Origin of the sequence: Bacteroides intestinalis, from assembly GCF_003464595.1 — a bacterium.
Lineage (GTDB): Bacteria > Bacteroidota > Bacteroidia > Bacteroidales > Bacteroidaceae > Bacteroides > Bacteroides intestinalis_A.
Genome location: NZ_QRZF01000029.1, coordinates 29367 through 50168 on the forward strand (window position 1 = coordinate 29367; position 20802 = coordinate 50168).

General features: G+C 43.5%; 15 protein-coding genes. 10 read left to right on the top strand and 5 right to left on the bottom strand.

Features of this window, described 5'->3' with window-relative positions:
- The first annotated feature begins 77 nt into the window (after positions 1–77).
- A complete protein-coding gene (locus DWW10_RS23975) occupies positions 78–1151 on the top strand; it encodes a sensor histidine kinase (RefSeq protein ID WP_118422382.1) in 1074 nt (357 codons plus the stop codon).
- Positions 1148–3091 (top strand): ATP-binding protein, encoded by a 1944-nt coding sequence (locus DWW10_RS23980; RefSeq protein ID WP_118422381.1) that lies wholly within the window; start codon positions 1148–1150, stop codon positions 3089–3091. Before DWW10_RS23975 ends, DWW10_RS23980 begins: the two co-directional genes overlap by 4 nt.
- A gap of 3 nt (positions 3092–3094) precedes the next feature.
- Here DWW10_RS23980 and DWW10_RS23985 read toward each other — a convergent pair whose 3' ends face one another.
- From DWW10_RS23985 to aroQ, 3 genes are all read right to left on the bottom strand, one after another.
- On the bottom strand, positions 3095–3724 hold the full coding sequence (locus DWW10_RS23985) for an O-methyltransferase (RefSeq protein WP_118222958.1): 630 nt from the start codon (positions 3722–3724) through the stop codon (positions 3095–3097).
- Positions 3725–3824: 100 nt separating this feature from the next.
- Positions 3825–5282, bottom strand: coding sequence for a pyruvate kinase (gene pyk, locus DWW10_RS23990; RefSeq protein ID WP_118422380.1), 1458 nt, complete (start codon positions 5280–5282; stop codon positions 3825–3827).
- A gap of 84 nt (positions 5283–5366) precedes the next feature.
- Positions 5367–5792 carry a type II 3-dehydroquinate dehydratase gene (gene aroQ / locus DWW10_RS23995; RefSeq protein ID WP_022393874.1) on the bottom strand — a complete coding sequence of 142 codons (426 nt, stop codon included), beginning with the start codon at positions 5790–5792 and terminating at the stop codon, positions 5367–5369.
- A 239-nt stretch (positions 5793–6031) separates the two neighbouring features.
- On the opposite strand from aroQ, the gene xerD reads away from it, so the two are divergent.
- From xerD to DWW10_RS24035, 8 genes are all read left to right on the top strand, one after another.
- The gene (gene xerD, locus DWW10_RS24000; RefSeq protein ID WP_022393875.1) at positions 6032–6982 is read left to right on the top strand and encodes a site-specific tyrosine recombinase XerD; all 951 of its coding nucleotides are present in this window, start codon (positions 6032–6034) and stop codon (positions 6980–6982) included.
- Positions 6983–7120: 138 nt separating this feature from the next.
- On the top strand, positions 7121–8812 hold the full coding sequence (locus tag DWW10_RS24005) for a tetratricopeptide repeat protein (RefSeq protein WP_118422379.1): 1692 nt from the start codon (positions 7121–7123) through the stop codon (positions 8810–8812).
- A 126-nt stretch (positions 8813–8938) separates the two neighbouring features.
- A complete protein-coding gene (locus tag DWW10_RS24010; protein ID WP_118422391.1) occupies positions 8939–9973 on the top strand; it encodes a TlpA disulfide reductase family protein in 1035 nt (344 codons plus the stop codon).
- 28 nt (positions 9974–10001) lie between these two features.
- Positions 10002–11540, top strand: coding sequence for a YifB family Mg chelatase-like AAA ATPase (locus DWW10_RS24015; RefSeq protein WP_118422378.1), 1539 nt, complete (start codon positions 10002–10004; stop codon positions 11538–11540).
- 396 nt (positions 11541–11936) lie between these two features.
- Positions 11937–14933, top strand: coding sequence for a SusC/RagA family TonB-linked outer membrane protein (locus tag DWW10_RS24020; protein WP_118422377.1), 2997 nt, complete (start codon positions 11937–11939; stop codon positions 14931–14933).
- Between the two features lie 15 nt (positions 14934–14948).
- Positions 14949–16598: a RagB/SusD family nutrient uptake outer membrane protein gene (locus tag DWW10_RS24025; RefSeq protein WP_118422376.1), complete on the top strand. Its 1650-nt coding sequence runs from the start codon at positions 14949–14951 to the stop codon at positions 16596–16598.
- Positions 16599–16730: 132 nt separating this feature from the next.
- Entirely contained in the window at positions 16731–19004 is a 2274-nt protein-coding gene (locus DWW10_RS24030) for a GH92 family glycosyl hydrolase (protein ID WP_118422375.1), read from the top strand.
- Positions 19004–19540: a hypothetical protein gene (locus DWW10_RS24035; protein WP_118422374.1), complete on the top strand. Its 537-nt coding sequence runs from the start codon at positions 19004–19006 to the stop codon at positions 19538–19540. Before DWW10_RS24030 ends, DWW10_RS24035 begins: the two co-directional genes overlap by 1 nt.
- Positions 19541–19619: 79 nt before the next feature.
- Here the strand turns inward: DWW10_RS24035 and DWW10_RS24040 are convergent, their stop codons facing one another.
- Together DWW10_RS24040 and DWW10_RS26175 are read right to left on the bottom strand one after the other, a co-directional pair.
- Positions 19620–19976: a hypothetical protein gene (locus tag DWW10_RS24040; protein WP_118422373.1), complete on the bottom strand. Its 357-nt coding sequence runs from the start codon at positions 19974–19976 to the stop codon at positions 19620–19622.
- 7 nt (positions 19977–19983) lie between these two features.
- On the bottom strand, positions 19984–20802 hold an 819-nt coding region (locus DWW10_RS26175; protein WP_182021534.1), incomplete at its 5' end, for an RHS repeat-associated core domain-containing protein.

Consider the following 20802-nt stretch of genomic DNA (forward strand, 5'->3'; position numbering starts at 1 on the left):
CTTTTTTTAGCACCAAAACGTAGCTTTTAATTAATAAAAAACTACATTTGCAACAGCATCACAAAATAGCTCACTTTATGAAAGTATACATTTGGATAATACTACTATTTTTCTCATCCATTGGCTATGCAGAAGAGGATAGTCGCTGGAAAGATGCAGATGAAAAAATGCAGAAGCAGCAGTATGAGGAGGCCGCAAAACTGTACGAGGAACTCAGTCAGAAATCAGATACCGTTTATGAGGAAATCAATTCCCATAAAGTAAATGATATGCGGAAAATCTACTCAATTGATGAATTGGAGCTCACCAACAGTCAACAACAAAACCGTCTGCTTTCATTAGCCCTCATTATTCTTCCCGTTTTTATTTTTATAGCTGCAGGTTGTGTGATTTACTTAAAAAAACAACGAAGAAAGCTCATACAATCGCAACAAAAACTCCAGCAGGCACAAGAAGAGGTAGAGAAAGCCACCCGCAATAAGAGCTTGTTCATTTCGAACATGAGCCACGAAATCCGTACCCCCTTAAATGCGTTGTCCGGTTTCTCCGAAGTGCTGACTACTCCCGGTATTGATGAAGATACCCGAAAACAGTGTTACGAAATTATCCAGCTAAATTCCCGATTGCTGATTAACCTATTGAACGATGTAGTAGACATTTCTTGCCTTGACGTAAAGAATATGAAATTCGACCTGAAAGTATGTGATGCTGTTACTCTTTGCGAGGGCATTGTTCAGACTGTAGAGGGTATTAAGCAAACACAAGCAGCATTATCTTTCGAAACAAATCTACCCTCCTTGGAAATAGTAACCGACACTTTCCGCCTACACCAGGTACTGATTAATATATTGGTCAACGCTACTAAATTCACCAAAGAAGGCAGCATCATCTTGCGGTTGGAAAAAAATGCAGATGGCATGGCACAATTCTCCGTTACCGACACCGGTTGCGGTATCCCTTTAGAAAAACAGCCTACGATATTCAACCGTTTCGAACGAGTAGACGAGAAATCACAGGGGACAGGTATCGGTTTATCCATCTGCCAGTTTATCATCGATCAATTGGGTGGAAATATCTGGATAGATCCGGAATATACGAATGGATCACGTTTCATCTTCACACATCCACTAAAACAGGAAGACAAGGCATGAAAAAAGTAATTCTTCTTATTATGCTTCTGACAGGTACATCTTTCCTGGCAAGAACACACGCATCCACGAAGCAGCAAGTACGCGACAGCATATTTCAAGCAGCCGCTGCCATACCCAATGATTCAATCCGTTGCGCATTTCTGAGAGATGCATTCCAGCAATATATCGGTCAGGAATCAGCTACTGAATATCTGGATTCCGCAATAGAGCTTTCCCATCGTAAAAAGATACATACAGAAGAATTATGGGCACTCTTCGATTATTGCCGCCAATATGAATATCTCACTGACATTATTAATCAGCAAAAAAGACTATTAATACTGAAGGATGCCAGTTACCAGTATAAGGATTATGCTTTCTATTACACGATGTGGGTCTCTGTACTTCAGGCACGATGTGCATTGGGAGATACAGAATATGCCATCATGCAAGCTCAAGAAATGAAAGATGAGGCAATTCGCCTTAAGTACACGAAAGGAACTTTCATTGCTGCCCTCGCATTGGCACAAGCATATGACTTTGCCGGGCGATATGATGAAGCTATCGAAACCTACACACATGCTTTAAAAGAATACCCGACAGCCAACGAAAATGCATTATTAATGATTCACGGAGGGCTGGCTAAACTTTATAGAAAACAAAAAAAATATCCACAAGCCATCAGTGAATATCAAAAACAATTTGATGTTCTTACAAGTGTGTCCAAGGGACTTCCTTTATCAGATACCTTTAAAACGACATTTCTGGAAATAGAAACATCGTTATGCAAAATTTATATGGATATCGAAGATAAAGAGAAACTAATCCAGCACCTGAAAAGAGCAGAGGAATATTATGATGACAATATTTATCTTGGTGCTTATATAAACTACCATAGTCTGTGGGGAGCCTATTACAAGCTTGATAAAGAATGGGACAAATGCTTCCGGGAACTTGACCTGGCATTGGCAGCCTGCCGAGGCAACGATCCTTTTAACGAAAATGACTTGCTTAAAGAAAAAGCAGATGCCTTTATGCAAACAGGACAGTATAAAGATGCTGCCAACTTGTACAAAATCGCAACTATTAGAAGTGACTCTCTCAACCAAGACATGCTACAAAGGCATGAAGAAGCACATCAGGCCAACTATAAAATTCGAAAAGCCTTATTGGAGAAAGAAGAATTGACTAAACGATACCGCTATATACAGCTATGTGCAGGCAGTGTTATTCTATTAATACTGATTTTTGCCATTGTACGCGCCTACTACATCCGCCGTCAGTTACGGCATGCAGAAGAAGAAACCCGGAAGGCCCTTGATAAAATAGAGGCTGCCGACAAGATGAAAGAACGTTTCCTTCATAACATCACTTACGAAATTCGCATACCGTTGAATACTGTAGTCGGTTTCTCAGAATTATTATCTTCTGAAAACGATTTGACAGAAGAAGAAATAGAAGAGTACTCAGTCGCCGTAAAGAGTAATTCCGCCAAATTACTAAGGCTTATAAATAACATACTCGATTTATCACGCCTTGAAGCCGGAATGATGCGCTTCAATGTACAAGAATGCGATGTCGTACAACTCTGCCGGGAAGCTGGAATGATCGTAGATATGGAAACTCCCGGTATTGTGAAATCAACCTTTAATACTGAATTGGAAATGTTGCAAGTTGAGGTTGACAGCAAGTGGTTCCTGAAACTACTGACTTCACTCATAACAGTCCCCTACGATTATAAAGGGGAAAAACGTGAAGTCGAATATACCTTAAGTCAGGAAAATAAAAATCTGAAGATAATGATACAACATAGCCCACTCTATCAGTGCTGGGAAGACGAGCAGGAACAGCATATTCTGCATAACATCAACCGTCTTTATGTGGAAACCTTCAAAGGATGCTACCAGATAGAGAAACAAGGAGAGGAAAAAATAGTCTCTATCACATACCCGATATCCTGAAATCTACTTTTTATGGATAATCGTTAGTCCGTCCCGTAAAGGAAGGATTACCTTTTCTACGCGTGTATCATGCGCTACAAGTTCATTGAAAGCCTTGATACCGATGGTTTGTAAGTCATTGTTGCGGGGATGATCTTCCAGTACATGGTTGTCCCACAGAGTATTGTCAGCGATAATATAACCTCCGTCGGAAAGATTGGAAAGCACCATTTCATAATAATCAACGTATTTCCGCTTATCTCCATCGATAAAAGCCAAATCGAACGTTACGCCCAACTGAGGCACTAATTGCAATGCATCACCAATGTAGAGTTTTATTTTATCCGCATACTCGGACCCCTCCAACCAAGGGCGGGTAAAGTCTTCCTGCTCATCATTGATCTCAAACGTGTACAGCATCCCGTCTTCCGGTAAGCCTTCGGCCAAGCAGAGAGCTGAATAACCGCTATATGTCCCTATCTCCAGAATACGATGAGGACGTATCATTTTAACAAACATCTTCAGCATCCGGCCCTGCAAGTGCCCCGACGCCATACGCGGATAAAGCAATTTGAGGTGTGTATCCCGATAAAGAGCTTTCAGATAGTCGCCCTCATCGTCAATGTGCTGCAATATATATTCGTCTATGGTCATAACAATTGTCAATTGACAGTTGCCAATTGACAGTTGACAATTACTATACAGAATGACAGCACAGCAAATTGTCAATTGTCAATTATCAATTGTCAATTAATTAGAGGTATCTATTCTTATTGGGTAACACGCTTTCTTCTGAATACTTCAAAGCATCTCCCACCACATTGATTTCAAGGAAAGAAGTGTGTGTTCCGGCTTTACCGCTACTCAGGTAGCCTACCATATCAGTCTCAGATAAGCGACCTTCTTTCAGCAGACGGCGCAAAGCTGCAAAATAGTATTCTTGTCCATTAGCAAGCTCCGGCATATAAATAGCTTCCACGCCATAAGAAAGTGCCAGATGACGCATCGTCTTTTCCTTATAACAAATAGCCAGTACCGGATATTTACCACGGAATGCAGCCAGATTGCGGGCTGTACGTCCACTGTAACTATCAGTAATGATTGCACGTATCTTCAGTTTCGAAGTAGCCTTTACAGCTTGCTTAGCCAAGAAAGCAGTTACGTCATTGCTATTTTCATCCAACGGAATACGAATATCATTATCAGCCAATTTATCCTTTTCTGCCTGTGCAGCAACCTTTGTCATGGTCTTCACCGCATCCAGCGGATATTTACCATAAGCTGTTTCACCGCTCAGCATCAAAGCGTCCGTACGGTAATAGATAGCATTTGCAATGTCCGTTACTTCTGCACGGGTAGGACGCGGATTAGTAATCATCGTATGAAGCATCTGGGTAGCCACAATTACCGGTTTTTTAGCCAGAATACATTTACGGATCAGCAAACGTTGAATTCCGGGAATACGTTCTTGCGGAACTTCAATACCCAAGTCGCCACGAGCTACCATTACACCGTCAGCCACTTCCAGAATTTCATCGATGTTATCAACGCCTTCCTGATTTTCAATCTTGGCAACAATCCGGATATCGCTGTTATGAGCATCCAGTATTTCCTTTATATCCAGAACATCCTGTTTATTACGTACAAAAGAGTGAGCAATAAAATCAATATCTTTCTCAATGGCGTACAGGATATTCGTACGGTCCTTCTCCGTCAGAGAAGGAAGATTGATACGTACACCCGGTACATTTACACTCTTACGACTTCCCAGAGTAGCATCATTTTGTATCTCACACACCAGATAATCATTCGTCTTTTCCACAACGACCATTTCCAGATCGCCATCGTCTATAAGAATATGTATGCCGACAGCTACATCGTGCACAAAGTTCGGATAAGAGACAGAAATACATTCGCGTGTAGTGTCCAAATCCGGATTACCTACTACTTTTACCTTATCCCCTACTTTATACGGAATAGGTTCAGCACAGATGGTAGTGCGCACTTCCGGTCCCTTAGTATCCATCAGGATAGCTATGCGATTAGATACCGCACGCACATTATTTATCAACATCTCCGAACCTTCGCGGCCGAGATGTGCCGTGTTCATACGCACCACATTCATACCGGCTTCAAACAAGCCTTTTATAAAATCAACGTCGCAGCGTTTATCAGAAATGGTTGCAACGATCTTAGTCTGTTTTAATAACATAAGCTCTATTTAATTATGAATTTTGAATGATGAATGATGAATTGCCATACAGCATCACGACACTGCCAATCCACCACCCATAATTTATAATTTATCATTAGTCAACGCTTCCAGCGCCAAGCGGTAAGAGTTCAACCCGAAACCGCAGATAACGCCTTTACAGGCGCAAGCTATCATAGATACATGACGGAAAGCCTCACGAGCATGCACATTAGATATATGTACCTCGATAACCGGAGAAGTAACCGAACGGATAGCATCCTGCAGGGCGATAGAGGTATGCGTGTAGGCACCCGCATTCAGGATAATCCCATCTACATCAAAACCGGTTTGCTGAATCTTATCTATCAGCTCTCCTTCAATGTTCGACTGAAAGTAGTCTATCTGTATATCAGTATACTTCTGACGAAGTTCGGCAAGGTAATCTTCAAAAGTAACACTGCCGTAAATGGAAGGTTCACGTTTGCCCAGCAGATTGATATTCGGGCCATTAATTATTTGTATCCTCATAACACAATTTTTTATACCTTTGTCCCGGAAGTACCTGCTCCGTACCAAGTCCGTACCAAGTCCGTACCAAGTCCAAGTGTATAGATACGGAGCGAATACGGAGCAGACACGGCTCAGATATGCCCTAAGAAATATTTAAATCGAGTTGCAAAGATAGTGCAGACCGTACGCAGAAGCAAATTTATCAGTATTCTGCTAAAGTGCAGCCTATTTTCGCGGAGCAAAGGTAGAAAAAAGAAATGAAAACAGAAGAAAAATCAACGAATAACGAGAGACAAGCGTTGATAATCAGAAAGTACCAGCAATATTTAAAGTTAGAAAAGGCTCTGTCGGCCAATACGCTTGATGCTTACCTGACCGATCTTGACAAATTGCTGTGTTTTCTGAAAACAGAAAACATCGATATGCTGGCTGTGACTCTGGATGATTTGCAACGTTTTGCCGCCGGATTACACGACATCGGCATTCATCCTCGCTCGCAAGCACGTATCATGTCGGGAATAAAATCTTTCTTCCACTTTCTGGTCATGGCAGACTATCGGGAAGATGACCCCAGCGAACTACTCGAAGGCCCTAAAATCGGATTCAAACTACCCGAAGTGCTTACCGTCGAAGAAATAGATACTATTATCTCCACTGTAGACATGAGCAAAAAGGAAGGACAACGTAACCGGGCCATCCTGGAAACCCTATACAGCTGTGGATTACGTGTCTCGGAACTTTGTAACCTGAAGTTATCCGAACTCTACTTTGACGAGGGTTTCATCAAGGTAGAAGGAAAAGGCAGCAAACAGCGTTTGGTCCCTATTTCTCCACGTGCCATCAAAGAAATAAAATACTGGCTGCTCGACCGTAATCTTGGTAAAATAAAGAAAGGATTTGAAGATTATGTTTTCCTAGCCCGATGGGGAAATAGCATTTCCCGCATCATGGTTTTTCACCTGATTAAAGAGCTGGCAGAGAAAGCCGGCATCACCAAAAATATCAGTCCGCACACCTTCCGCCATTCTTTCGCAACCCACTTGCTGGAAGGAGGTGCCAACCTCCGTGCCATCCAATGTATGCTGGGACACGAGTCTATCGCAACCACTGAAATCTACACCCATATCGACCGGAATATGTTGCGAAGTGAGATCATTGAGCATCATCCACGAAACATTAAGTACCGAAAAGATACAGGATTTCATTAAATTATAATAAAATTGGCTATTCGTTTCAGATTGTGCCGATAGATTTAATATCTTTGCGAGGCTATTATCATGTGATAATAGGCACTAATAAAAACGAGTAGACTAATTTCAATTACAAACAATTAATTTATACCTAAGATGACTAAGAAATTGTATCTGCCTTTGTTAATGGCACTGGTTGTTGCTCTTTCATCATGTAGCAGCAAAATGGGTGAATTATCCTCTGATTACTTCACCGTGACTCCTCAGGTTCTTGAAGCCATAGGCGGAAAAGTACCGGCCACGATTAATGGAAAATTCCCTGAAAAGTATTTTAACAAGAAAGCCGTAGTGGAAGTAACTCCGGTTTTGAAATGGAACGGTGGCGAAGCTAAAGGTCAGCCTGCTGTATTCCAAGGAGAAAAAGTAGAGGGTAACGACCAGACTATCTCTTACAAGATGGGTGGTAATTACACGATGAAAACTTCTTTTGACTATGTTCCTGAAATGGCTAAGTCTGAATTGTATCTGGAGTTCAAAGCCACAATCGGCAAGAAAACAGTAACTATCCCTGCTGTAAAGGTAGCTGATGGTGTGATTTCTACTTCTGAAATGATTGGACAGACATTGGGCAGTGCTAATCCTGCTAATGGCGACGACGCTTTCCAGCGTATCATCAAGGAAAAACACGATGCTAACATCATGTTCCTTATCCAGCAAGCTAACGTTCGCGCCAGCGAATTGAAAGCCGCTAAGGAATTCAACGAAGAAGTGAAGAATGTAGACGGTGCTGTAAACAAGAAGATCAGCAACATCGAAATTTCTGCTTATGCATCTCCCGATGGTGGTGTAAGCCTGAACACTAAGTTGGCTGAAAACCGTCAGGACAACACTGCAAAAGTTATCAACCAGAACTTAAAGAAATCTAAAGTTGACGCAGCTATCGATACTAAATACACTGCTCAAGACTGGCAAGGTTTCCAGGAATTGGTATCTAAATCCAATATTCAGGATAAAGAACTGATCCTTCGTGTTCTGTCTATGTATTCTGATCCTGAACAAAGAGAACAGGAAATCAAGAACATCTCTTCTGTTTACAAGAACTTAGCTGACGATATCTTGCCGCAGTTGCGTCGTTCACGTCTGACTTTGAACTATGAAATCATCGGTAAGTCTGACGAAGAAATTGCAAGTCTGGCTGCATCTGATCCTAAGCAGTTGAATATAGAAGAATTGCTGTATGCAACTACACTGACTAACGATCCGACTAAGCAAGAAGTTATCTTCACTAAAGCTACTCAAATCTATCCGAACGATTTCCGTGCTTACAACAACTTAGGTAAGTTGGCTTATCAGGCAGGTAACCTTGACAAAGCTGAAAGCTACTTCAAGAAAGCTGCTTCTATCAAAGATGCTCCTGAAGTTAACATGAACCTCGGTTTGATCGCTTTGATAAAGGGTGACAAGAACTCTGCTGAGAGCTATCTGAGCAAGGCTTCAGGTGCTAAAGAGCTGAACGAAGCATTAGGTAACCTGTATGTTGCTCAAGGTCAATATGACAGAGCTGTAAGCGCATTCGGTGACACTAAGACTAACAGTGCTGCTTTGGCACAGATCTTGGCTAAGGACTACAACAAGGCTAAAAACACTTTGGCTAGCGTAGCAAAACCTGACGCTTATACTGACTACCTGATGGCTGTATTAGGTGCAAGAACTAACAATGCTTCTATGGTAACCAGCAGTTTGAAGAACGCTGTTGCTAAAGAACCGTCATTGGCTAAGAAAGCTGCTTCTGACTTGGAATTTGCTAAGTATTTCACGAATGCAGAATTTATGAGCATCGCTCAGTAAGGAGCTCTTAACTCATATTAATTAGTTCCTATTAAAAAAACTATAGGGTGCCCGACATTGAGAAATGTCGGGCATTTCTTTTTTATTATCTGCAAAAGCCGTACTTTCGCGGAAAAGTATTTCAAAATGAAGAAAATCTGTCTATTATATTTTCTATTAATCGCCCTTTTTGCCTGTGGTGAAAAGAAAACCGACAGCATCAGTCTCAACGGAGAAATCAAGGGATTGGGCAATGATACCATCTATTTATATGGTGCGGATAGAATGTATGACCGTATGGATACACTGATTGTCGAAAACGATAAATTCTCTACAACACTTTCCGCTGATACATTAGTGAGTACTATCTTATTATTCAGTGATGGGACGGAATACCCACTCTTCCTGGATAAAGGAAACAAAATACAAATAAAAGGATCCGCAGCTGAGCTGTCCTCATTGCAAATCAGCGGTAATGCTCCTAACCAAGATCTAACAGACTTCAACCAAGAACTGAAAGGTCTGGGTACACCTTCCGAGAAAGCTCTGGAAGAAAAAGCAGAGAATTTTATAACCAAACATCCCTCTTCATTAGCCAACATTTATCTGTTGGATAAATATTTTGTACAGAAACCCCAGCCCAATCTGGAACAAATAAAAAAATTGGCTGACCGTATGACCGGTGACTTGAAAGACCGTCCCTATATGGAAGCCCTATTAACACATATCGAAGAAGAAGAAAAAGTAGATATAGGAAAAACAGCTCCTTATTTCCGCATACGCAATACAGAAGGCAAAGATATCAACCGTTCCGATTTCAAAGACAAATATCTACTGATACAGTTCTGGGCTTCATGGGATACCATCAGCCGGGAAAAGAATGCAATGTTCCGCCGTATCTATAAGAAAGAACAAAAGAACAAAAGCTTCGCATTAATGGGCATTTCCCTTGACCTGGACAGAGAGAAATGGTTGGAAGCAGTTAAACAAGATACTTTGAAATGGGAACAGACTTGCGAATATTCCGGATGGGATGGAGATGTTGCCAAACTATTCTCTATACATACCCTCCCAGCCAACATCCTAATCAGCCCTACAGGTAAAATAGAAGGAAAAAATCTGGATGAAAAGGCTATTGAAGATAAACTGAAAGAAATAGCCCAGAAAGAAAAAGAGAAGTAACCATTAATCACTAATCACAAATAAGCACGTGTTAATCAAAGTTTTCGGAGCGGCTGTACAAGGTATTGACGCAACCCTCATCACCATTGAAGTAAACAGTTCACGAGGTTGCATGTTTTATCTTGTCGGGCTACCGGACTCTGCTGTAAAAGAAAGCCACCAACGCATTATATCTGCACTACAGATAAACGGATATCGGATACCTACCAGTAACATTGTGATTAATATGGCTCCTGCAGACATCCGCAAAGAGGGATCCGCATACGACCTTCCACTTGCTATCGGCATGCTCGCCGCCGGAGAAATAATCCAATCCGATAAATTGAACCGCTATCTGATGATGGGTGAACTGAGCTTGGACGGTAGTTTACAACCCATTAAAGGTGCTCTGCCTATTGCCATTAAAGCACGGGAATTAGGATTCGAAGGTATCATCGTCCCTCGGCAGAACGCTCGTGAAGCAGCAGTAGTCAATAAAATCCAAGTATATGGAGTGGAGAACATCAGAGAAGTCATAGAGTTCTTCAATGACAAGCAGGAACTAACCCCTACTATTGTCAATACCCGTGAGGAATTCTATGCGCAACAAAGTGATTTCGATCTTGACTTCGCGGATGTAAAAGGGCAGGAGAATGTAAAACGTGCATTGGAAGTTGCCGCAGCTGGTGGACACAATATTATCCTCATTGGTGCACCTGGCAGCGGAAAATCCATGCTCGCTAAACGTCTTCCTTCGATTTTGCCTCCTCTCTCATTGGGAGAAAGCCTTGAAACAACCAAGATACACTCAGTGGCAGGGAGATTGCAGGCAAATGAAGGGCTTATCTCCAAACGCCCGTTTCGTGATCCTCACCATACTATTTCTACAGTGGCGATGACAGGAGGCGGCAGTTATCCACAACCCGGTGAAATAAGTCTGGCACATAATGGCATTTTGTTTCTGGATGAACTCCCGGAATTCAATCGCAGTGTGCTGGAAGTTCTCCGCCAGCCACTGGAGGACCGCAAAATTACTATCTCCCGTGTAAAAAGCAATGTAGAATACCCTGCCAGCTTTATGCTGGTTGCCTCCATGAACCCATGTCCCTGCGGCTATTATAACCATCCCACCAAATCTTGTGTATGTAGTCCGGGACAAGTACAGAAATACCTCAACCGCATTTCCGGTCCTTTACTCGACCGTATAGACCTGCAAATCGAAGTTGTCCCCGTACCTTTCGAGAAAATGTCTGATGCACAGCCCGGAGAGGCAAGTAGCATCATACGGGAACGCGTAATACATGCACGCCAGATTCAGGAGAACAGATATGCCGAGGTTGCTGGTGTCTACTGCAACGCACAAATGACCAGCAAACTCCTGTCATTATATGCCCGTCCGAACGACAGAGGACTCATGTTATTGAAAAATGCCATGAACCGGCTAAATCTTTCTGCCCGCGCTTACGACCGCATACTAAAAGTAGCACGTACTATCGCCGATCTTGAGAGCAGTGACCTGATACAGCCTTCACATTTAGCAGAAGCCATCGGCTACAGAAACCTGGATAGAGAGGACTGGGCAGGGTAATTCAAGGAAAAAAACGATAGTTCACTATTTTCCCCCTAATTTGCATCATTTTCTCCCTAACTCCGACAGTATTGGTGTAGATTTGCGGTAATCAAAATCTAAAATACTATGGAGGCAAAGACATTATTTCGTTTTTTCCCTGAGATGCTACTTATAACAAAAAACAGTCCGAAATACTTATCTTCATTCTTTACATTACATCCATTAAGAGATAGTAATATAAAGCAAAAACCCATTTGTCTTTTAGCTTCATAACAAATTATATATCAATATATTACAATAAATATGTAATATCAATGAAATATATTTGTAATAGCCAAACCCTACTTTTGCAGGCAAAATAATATTTATGAATATAGAGAAAAGAAAATTATTTTATAACTAAAACTTTATTTTATGCTGAATGTACAATTAAAAAGAAAGAGAACATTTGCACAAAGCATGCTCTTTGTAGTGTTCTTGCTAAGCAGTACCTTAGCATTCGCCCAAAACAAGGTGACCGGTACTGTAACAGACAAGGCAGGCGAACCACTAATCGGCGTCAATGTGCTAGAGTCCGGCACCAGCAACGGTTGCATTACCGATATAGACGGTAAATACTCTCTGAATGTAGAAAAAGGAAAGACACTTATTTTCTCTTTTATAGGCTATAGTAAGCAGGAAGTAAAAGTGACCCAAAATGTTATGAACGTGACAATGAACGAGGATACTGAATTGCTGGACGAAGTAGTGGTAATCGGCTACGGAAGCATCTCACGTAAGGATGTGACCAGTTCTATCACGACAGTGAAGGCAAAAGACCTGAACGTTGGTGCGTACACCGAGCCGGGACAGCTACTACAAGGCAAAGTGCCAGGTTTGGTCATCGTACAAAACTCCGACCCTAACGGTGGTGTAAACTCCATCAACCTACGCGGTGCTTCCACCTTGAACGGTTCAACATCTCCGCTTTACGTGGTTGATGGTATCCCCGGTGTAAACCTCAACTTGCTTTCACCCACCGATATCGAGAGCATAGACGTGCTACGCGATGCTTCTGCCACAGCTATTTACGGATCGAAAGCAGCCAACGGCGTTATCATAGTTACTACAAAGCGTGGCTCTGACGGTCCCGCACGTGTAAGTTATAGCGGCTACGTGGCTTGGGACAAGATTCACAACGACCATGAAATGATGACTGCTGATGAACTACGTGCATACGCTAAAGAAAACAACCTGACCATTGCCAACGACAAAGGTGCCAATACCAATTGGGCAGACGAGGTGCAGCAGACCGGTTTTACCCACAACCACAATCTCTCTATCAGCGGCGGCAACAAAAGCACTAGCTACAATGCCAGCGTCAATTACATCGAGCAGGATGGTATTATCAAAGGAGTGGGCAACAATATCTTCACTGCCCGTACTTTCGTGGAAACCAAGACGCTCAAGGATCGCTTAACCCTCTCGGCAGGAATCAACGGTAACATTCGCAACGAATGGGGTGTGCCCCGTGGCGAGCAAGGTGCATCCGTTTACAACGCCATGTACTACTACTCTCCATTAGTACCCGTACGTAATGAAGATGGCACCTGGTATAAAGATATGGGTATCTCACAGAACTATAATCCATTGTCAATGGTCTACGAAGACGTGAGCCGAGCAACCTACAAGCGCATCCAGATGACAGGAAAGGCAAGCCTGAAAATCATTGATGACCTCTTCCTTAATGCCAACTTCTCTTACGAGAACCAGAACTACAGCTACAAGGACTACTACTCTCAACAGTCGCAGACCAACAACCGCAACGGACAGACCAGCCGCAACACGACTGAGGATATCAAGAAAATGATGGAAATCTATGGTAATTACGACAAGTCTATCAACGATGACCACAAAATCGGCCTGATGGTAGGTTACTCCTGGGAAGAACAGAACAACGGTGACGGCTTCGGTGCACGCGGCTACAACTTCTACGACGATACCCTATGGTGGAACAATATTGGTATGGCAAACTCTTGGGAGGAAGACCCTGTATGGGCCAATACACTTTCTACCATTCGCATGATTTCGTTCTACGGACGTGCTAATTACTCCTACAAGAGCAAGTACATTGTACAGGCAGCCCTGCGCCGCGACGGTTCCTCTACTTTCGGTAGCAACAACAAGTGGGCAACCTTCCCCTCAGGTTCAGTGGCATGGCGCCTTTCCGAAGAAAGCTTCATCAAAAACCTCGGTATCTTCGACGATTTGAAATTACGTGCAGGTTGGGGACAGAGTGGTAATGCCATGGGCTTTGACATCTATACCTCCCGTTTCTACTACCAAGGCGGAAGCCGTTTCATCTATACCGATCCGGGAACCGGCAAGGAAACCAGCTACAAGAACCTGAATGCGGCACGCAATGTCAACCCTGACCTGAAATGGGAAACCACCACCATGCTGAATCTGGGTGTGGACTTCTCCTTCCTCGGAGGACGTATCAACGGTACCATCGAATACTATAACAAGACCACCAAGGACATGATCTGGTCTTATCCGGTATCCACTACCATCTATCCCGTGGGAAGTTTGACCGCTAATGTGGGTAAGATGAACAACCGGGGTGTCGAACTGACTTTGAATGCCACCCCCATCCAAGGACGCGACTTCACATGGAACACCTCACTCAACCTCTCGCACAACCGCAACAAAATAGTGAAACTTTCCAATGACCAGTTCAACGCTGGTATCATAGACAGATACAATCCGAGCCTTCCTGGTGCTTCTACTGAGAACATCCAGCGCATCATCGAAGGTGAACCTATCGGAACCTTCTATATGTGGGAATGGGCCGGTTATACAGAGGGCGGTGTTTCGCAATTCTACGTACGCGATGAAGAGACGGGAGAACGCACGGGTGAGACTACGACCACTCCAAGTAAAAAGGATCGCACCATTGTAGGTAATGCACAGCCTTGGCTGACTATGGGTTGGAACAATACCTTCACATATAAAAATTGGGATCTCACCACATTCTTCACCGGTGTGTTCGGACAGAAGATATTCAATGAACCACGCGCTTTCTTCAGCAACATCGGAAACGTGACTGAGGGCAAGAATGTGATGAAGTCTGTCATCAAAGAACAACGTGCCACGGATGCTTCATCGGCACTCCCTTCTGACCGCTACCTAGAAGATGGCAGCTACTTCCGCCTCTCTAACCTGACATTAGGTTATACATTCCGCAATTTCAACGGCTGGCTACGCGACCTACGCCTCTATGCTTCATGCAACAACGTATTCACGCTGACCGGCTACAGCGGTCGTGACCCTGAAATCAACCTCGGCGGTGAGACTCCAGGTTGTGACACACGCAGCGACCACTATCCGCGTACCCGTCAGTTCCTTGTAGGTGCAACTATTAACTTCTAAACAAATAAGCAGATTATGAAATCATATATAAAACTTTTATTACTTTCGGGTGTACTTGTCGGCGCAACCGCTTGTACCGATTTGGATACGGAAATCAAAACCCAGTACACAGAATTCCCCGATAACCCCATTGCAGCACAAGCTAAGCTTGAAGCTTGCTATTACTATCTCCAGAAAGAGTCCGGCTTGGGACGCAACTACTGGGAAGGTGTCATGCTCCAGGGTGACGAAATGATGGGCATATCCTTCAATAATGGTTATTATGACAATGGACGTCTGGCTCTGCCTTCTATACACGGTCTGAAACCCGACACTCCGGGAGTAGGCATGATGGAAGATTTGCTGTCCGGTATTTCCTACTGTAACACCGTGATTCTTGAAATCGGAGGTGCTGAAGGTAAAGATGACATCGTGGCTCCGGTACGCGCCATTCGTGCATTCTATCACTTCATGATGATGGACCTTTACGGTGATATTCCCTTGCTGAAACGCTCGGCTGAAAAAGACACTCCCATTGAGCGTGCTCCGCGTGCCGACGTAGCCCGTTGGATTGAGGAAGAATTGCTGGAAATAATCCCGCAGCTGACCGAGGCAAACAACGCCGACACCTACGGCCGTCCCAACAAATGGATGGCGAAAGCCTTGCTTGCCAAACTCTACTTGAACTGGGGTGTTTACACCTGTGGCGATGTGACCAAGGTAACCAACGACACATCCAACGATAAACTGGACGAACTGGTGGCCGTATGCGACGACATCATCAACTCCGGTATATTCGAGGTAGGTAAAGGATACCGTAAAAAATTCTTCCCAAACAACGGAGTACATATCAAGGACTTCATCTATGCCATGAACTTCGACCCGGTAAAAAACACGAATAAATACGAAGGCGGGCACCAACTGGACCGCTTCATGACCTTCAAGAAAGCAAACAACTGCGATAACGGCCCGTGGGGCTTCCTCCCCGCCAAGTCTTTAGCAGGCGCCTATGTACTAGTGCCCGAATGCGTGGACCGCTTCAACCTGCCGGGTGATGAGCGTAACCAGGTAATCTTAAAAGGGCCGCAATACGTTGCCGACTATACCAAGAATTACGAGTTTACAGAAACCCCCATCATGTTTCAGGGACAACAAGTGAACTATACAAAGGAAATCACATTTGTAACCACAACCTATTCACTGGATCACCTTGATGTCGGTGCCGACTCTGAAGCAAAAAATATCATGAAGGGATGCCACCTCGGCAAATACCCCTCTATTCCTGAAGACTATACGGATCGTGATCGCCTTAGCGGTAACGACATCCCCATCTTCCGCTATGCCGACATCCTGCTGAGCAAAGCAGAAGCCATCCTTCGCGGTGCCAAAGCTACCATGGGACACACGCCCGCCTCACTTATGAACGAAGTACGAGACTGCTCCAGTGCTCCCCATGTGGAGGGAACGCCCACCTTGCAGGAACTGCTTGACGAGCGTGGACGCGAATTCATCTGCGAAATGTGGCGTCGTCAAGATTTGATCCGCTTCGGCCAGTTCGAGAACGACTGGGGAGTAAAGAACGAAGCCAACCCAGGCGCCAAGACCGAGTTGTGGCGTCGCCTGCTACCCGTTCCACAAAAGATGATGGAAACCAATACCAACTGGAAACAGAATTTCGGTTATTAATATAGAGAAAAGAAAGAGCCGGTATATCATATTTAAAGTTTAAAAAGGCTTTCAAGCCCTGTATTACGATTTACGGAACCCAAAACGGATCGGATACAGGGCTTTCTTTACATTTAACAAAAACAATTGCCAATGAAAAGCAAATTATTCACATTATCTGTCCTACTATTGTTCTCCGCAAATACCTTTGCACAGAACACCAAACTCACAGATTACGTAGACCCACGCATTGGTTCCGAAGGACTGGGACGAGTCTTTATCGGCCCTTCCTGCCCCTACGGAATGGTGAAACCTTCACCGGACTGTACCCCACGCCCGAACAGCGGCTGGCTACCCATGCCCGAACAGGTAGACGGTTTCTCTCAGGTACACGTCAGCGGAACAGGTGGCGGACCTAAATATGGCAATATCCTTGTAATGCCTTTCGGCGACGGAATGGACCGAACAAAGCATATCGATCACCGCAAGTACGAAACTATTAAATTAGGATATTATACTACCCAATTTCAAGCTTCCGGTATACAGACAGAAATAACCACCGCACCTAAAGCCTCGTTCTATCGTTTCACCTATCCCAAAGACTCTCTGAAGTCACTGGCCATCGATGCCGGATTCTTCTTAGGTGAAAGTCCCGTACCCGATGCACGCGAGGCACAACAATTTGTAGGCTCCGAAATAGAAATCATCTCCGACCGCGAAGTCATCGGCTATACCCGTATCCGTGGCGGATGGAACAATGGTCGTGCCTACACTGTCTACTTTTATGCAGAAACGGATAAACCTTTCGTAAATACAGCTACCTGGAAAGGTGATAAGATAACAAATGAAAAGTTCCAATACGACTCACATCAAAAGACCGGAGCATTACTACGCTTCAATTCATCTGAAGAAGTGGTGCAGTTGAAAGTAGGTATCTCCTTCCTCAGCTCACTGAAAGCCCGCCAAAATGCTCATTCCGATATTCCTCATTGGTCATTCGAGACCGCACATCAGCAGCTTCTAGCCCAATGGGAAAACTTACTCCAAAGAATTGAAATCTCTCCCCGTACCCCCGAAGCACAGAAACGTATGTTCTATACCGGCCTCTATCACACCATGATTATGCCTGTAGACCGCAGTGGAGAGAATCCTCTTTGGGCAGATAATGAACCTTATTATGATGACTTCTATGCCATCTGGGACACTTATCGCACTTCTTCACCGCTCATTACCCTGATAGATCCAAAACGCGAAACAGATATCGTCCGCTCACTCATCAACATCTACAAACGAGACGGTTACATGCCTGATGCCCGTAGTGGCAACTGCAACGGACGTACACAAGGCGGCTCCAATGCCGAGATCGTAATAGCCGACGCCTTCGTAAAAGGGCTGGAAGGAATAGATTATGAACTCGGCTTGCAAGCCATGCTGAAAGATGCAACCGTCTGTCCCGGCGACCGCCATGAAGCAGAAGGACGGGGCGGACTGATCCCTTATCTGGAACTCGGTTATATCCCCTACGGCATTCCTCGTGCCGGAAACCGTACCGTGGAATACTCCTATTGCGATTATGCCATTGCCCTGGTTGCCAAAGGGCTGGGAAAAGAAGACCTTTATCAGCACTATCTGAAGCAATCCGGAAATTGGAAGAACCTCTGGCGTGACGATTATGAACATGCCGGTGCCAAAGGTTTCATTCTGCCCCGCGATGAAAAAGGCAACTGGCTCGATGAAATCACTTTCGGAAAGTCCAATATACAAAAGCCGACCTTTACCTATACCCCCGTCACTTTCGAAGGTCCCTGGTACACGCCTTGGTGGGACATGTTCTTCTACGAAGCTTCCTCATGGGAATATTCCCTAAGCATACCGCACGATGTTCCCGGGCTGATAGAGAAATGCGGCGGTGCAGAAAAGTTTGAAGCACGCCTGGACATCTTCTTCGATCAGGGTTTCTTCAACGTAAACAATGAGCCTTCTTTCCTCTCTCCTTGTCTTTACCATTGGCTGGGAAAACCCTACCGTAGCAGTGACCGTATCCACGAAATCATTGCTAAGAACTATAATGATGGACCTATAGGACTACCAGGCAATGATGACTCCGGTGCCATGTCCTCATGGCTTGCCTTCCACATGATGGGACTATACCCCAATGCCGGACAAGACTATTACCTGATCAATACTCCTTTGCTGGAAGAAACAATCTTCCGGTTAGATAACGGAAAGACTTTCAAGATTTCCACTCAGGGGCTTTCTGATAAGAACAGATATATACAATCCGTTACATTGAATGGAGAAACTTACCCCTATTCAGCTATACGGCATAAAGACATCGTTGCAGGTGGCGAACTGATCCTGAAGATGGGAAAGAAACCGAGTGAATGGGGTAAACAATTATTGTTGAACGAAGAAAACGAGAAGTAATGAAGAAACATATGATTCTATCCGTCTTGCTATGTCTGGGCTTCACCGGAAGTCTATTTGCACAGAGCATTATGCCCGATACATTGCTATTTGTATTCAAATTACACGGACAGACACGGAAATATAAAATGTCTTTCCAGGAAAAGCAGGATTCTATATACCTGTATTGGGGAATAGAACGCAATTTGAAATGGCAATCGGGAAGTTATGCTATGGGCCGCAAATCCATAGAACAAGCTACACGGCTCAGTTTCCTGCAACCGGAAGATGGTAAACACGTACAGCTCTCTCCGGAGGAAACTGTTTATTTCCTTTCCCGTTCCGCCTACAAGCAATTAAAGGAGCAGCGAACACTTGTCTACAATCAAACGACATACTCTGTCCTGGACAGTAACGAACAGGCTTTAGGTTATACGCTTATTCATGTGAAGGATGCCGTGGAAGGATGCGAGATGTGGATACTGGATAATCCTAAGTTAGCGTTAGTATGGAGAACTTGTAATAATCCGTTGGGGGTTAACTGGGAAGTAGAATAATGAAAATTCCCTGTCTCTACTATATATCGCATAGTAAGAGACAGGGAAGGGATATCATCTCAAAGTAAATAGAAATTCATTATACGCTATACAAAACGATGATAAACAATATCCAAGAAGAAATACAAAATGTAAAAACGAACCAGCCTTTAAGCTTACTATGTTTCTCATTTTTATAATGTTCTTCCAATTCTTTGTATTTTTTCTCGCTAACAAAGAAGAAGCTCATACCTATAAAAAATAGAATAACAACTGCAACTAATATTTCTGTCATTTCTATATTAAAAGCAGAAAGAATAAATCCCAACATTGATAGAAAATAACCACCTAAACAACCATATAATATAACTCCAGCAGTGCCTTCTGAACCACTTTCTCCCCAATCTTTATAGAATTTACTAATTCTATAATAACAATAATTAAAAAGAATCCTCATAAGTACTTTATTTAAAAGGTTGATATACTGGAAGCCCTGGATTTACTCCCATTTTTATCTGCGGAATAAGCCCCTTGTTTACATACATATAGTGGAGTTGTTTGCCGCCAAAGGTCCAATACAAAGATATACCTGTACCTATAACGGGACAATAGCCAACTCCATCTATTAATAAATCTAATCCACTCTCTACTTGTTCTTCAATCGTATTAGCATTTTTAAATTGGGTGACTGATACAAAAGTGCCCAACACACTTACAACACGACTTCCCCTATTGATATATTTTCCTACGGTTGAAACACTACTTGGTTTATAATACTTGTTACCTTTCCAGCCATCTTTGTAATATCTAAAATCAAATTTTTTCTCACTATTTTTCAATCTAAAAGTAGCATTACTTCTTTCAGCAGCATCTCCGAGAACTCCTGATATTGTGGATGTTACAGACAAAGAGGAGCTAACATCAGAAAGCACACTTGATTTTCCTTTCCGTACCGTTACATGACCTCCATAAATCACAACTTCTCCATTTACTACTTTACCCTTAGAGAAATACATTTTAGAAGTTTGATCATTGTAAGTCAAGGAAGCCTCTCCATACTTATCATAAGCTGCAAGAAATTCCCTATCGGACATTTGATACCAACCCTGGAAATCATAACCACCTTTATCTTTATTCGAATCATTATAATACTTCCAGAAGTTATAGATTACATTCGGATCACTCGTACTCCAATAATCTTCCCCCGTCGGATCAACCCTGTTCACCGGATCACCGCCGCAATAAGTATAAGGATACGTACCCGGGTAGCTGCCCGCTTGCGG